General features: G+C 32.0%; 4 protein-coding genes. 3 read left to right on the top strand and 1 reads right to left on the bottom strand.

Annotation, left to right across the window (positions count from 1 at the left end; all coding sequences use genetic code 11):
- Positions 1-275 precede the first annotated feature (275 nt).
- The 3 genes from ADJ83_RS04975 to ADJ83_RS04965 are packed head-to-tail and all read left to right on the top strand — an operon-like array spanning position 276 to position 1,559.
- Positions 276-695: a MarR family winged helix-turn-helix transcriptional regulator gene (locus ADJ83_RS04975; protein WP_031536737.1), complete on the top strand. Its 420-nt coding sequence runs from the start codon at positions 276-278 to the stop codon at positions 693-695.
- Between the two features lie 19 nt (positions 696-714).
- Complete coding sequence (locus ADJ83_RS04970) at positions 715-1,107, top strand: rhodanese-like domain-containing protein (protein ID WP_031536736.1); 393 nt, start codon at positions 715-717, stop codon at positions 1,105-1,107.
- A 5-nt stretch (positions 1,108-1,112) separates the two neighbouring features.
- Positions 1,113-1,559 (top strand): EVE domain-containing protein, encoded by a 447-nt coding sequence (locus tag ADJ83_RS04965; protein ID WP_031536735.1) that lies wholly within the window; start codon positions 1,113-1,115, stop codon positions 1,557-1,559.
- 37 nt (positions 1,560-1,596) lie between these two features.
- Here ADJ83_RS04965 and ADJ83_RS26810 read toward each other — a convergent pair.
- Positions 1,597-1,663 (bottom strand): IS3 family transposase (locus ADJ83_RS26810; protein ID WP_414630334.1); only part of this gene is annotated, 67 nt, incomplete at its 5' end.

Genomic DNA, 1,663 nt, shown 5'->3' with positions numbered 1-1,663 from the left:
TTTACGGAAGTTCCATTTTATAATATTTGCTTATTCAACTAACGTCCCCGATAGTTTAAGTGAAATCGTTCACAAATTTATTCTTTAATGACATAAAAAAGAGACCCAGAAGTCATTCCCCCTAGTTTAAATACCTTATCTCAAAAACTTTATTAATAAAAAAAATATTTAACGGTTTGTGTTTTATATACGAACATAAGTACTTGAATTTTAATAATTAGTCAGCTATACTGATTATTAGTAAATCTGATTAATTTAGGAGGTGAATATTACACTTGGAAAAATGGAATCAATCATATGGTTTTTTGTTAGGAAAAGTTCTTCAACAAATGGAAACCAAGTTTGCTGAAGGACTGACTCCTTATAAAATTAATGCTAGACAATATGGAGTCCTTTTATTTATTAGTGGGAACCCTTATTGTTCACAAAAGGATATTTCCGAAAATCTACAAATTGATCGGACGACTATGGTTAGCCATATCGATCACCTAGAAACTTTAGAATTTGTAGAGAGAACTAGAAATCCTAATGATAGAAGATCATATAGTCTTTTAATCACATCAAAAGGGACTCAAGTTTTAGATTCACGTTGGGAATTTCTAATTGAAACGGAATTAGAGGTACTCACCCCTTTAAACCATCAAGAAAAACAATTGCTGAAGGAGTTTCTTGTGAAAATTTGGTATACATTATAAAACTGGAGGTAACTATTAAATGAATGCACTTGATTATTTTAATGCACGTCTGGAAGCAACTATTAGTCCTATGGATTATTTAAGATTGGCACAAGTCAATCCAGAAAAATATTTTCTAATTGATGTAAGAAACGGTCCTGAACATGTAAGAATTCTAACAATTAAAGATGCTAACATCATTCCTCAACAAGAGTTGCAAGAACGATTACATGAGATTCCTAAAGAAAAAGAAATTGTAGTTTACTGTTGGGATGTTTGGTGTAATACAGCAGCTAAAGTAGCAGCTTTTTTGCTAGAACGTGGCTATAAAGTAAAAGAGTTGACTGGCGGGATAGCTGCATGGAAAGAAATGAATTTTCCTGTATCAGATGTTGCTCAAGATGCTAATCTATCAGATAATTGTGGATGCTAACTCTAATGCATACTAAAAAACGGTTTTGGATTGGAATTGCTTCACGAGATCATGTTTTAAATGCAGTACAAGGCGGATTTGCTCAGCTTTGCCATGGCAAACTGGCTCCTTTAAGAAATATGAGCACTGGTGATTGGATTATTTATTACTCTCCTAAGATTAATTTTAAAGAGAGTGCTCCTCATCAAAAGTTTACTGCTATTGGAAGAATTATTGATGAGGATGTTTATCAGGTAAATATGGGGAATGATTTTGTACCTTTTCGAAGAAATATTGATTTTTTCCCTAGCATTAAAACACCCATTAAACCATTAATCCCAAAACTGTCATTTATTAAAAATACAAAATACTGGGGTCATTCCTTTCGATATGGTCATATAGAAATAAGCGAAAAAGACTTTAAACTAATAGCAGAAAAAATGGTTAATAAAAAAGGAGATAGAACTCATTAAACTGGCTCCTATGTCAAGGACACAATAAAAAAAGAGACTAAGCAATTAAAAGGTGATTCGTATATTGAATAGGGGTCATCTTTTTTAAATTCCATTGATATCGA

Origin of the sequence: Bacillus sp. 522_BSPC (assembly GCF_001076885.1) — a bacterium.
Classification (GTDB): domain Bacteria; phylum Bacillota; class Bacilli; order Bacillales; family Cytobacillaceae; genus Niallia; species Niallia hominis.
Note: the sequence above shows the minus strand (reverse complement) of the source record. Positions and strands in the feature narration are given on the sequence as shown.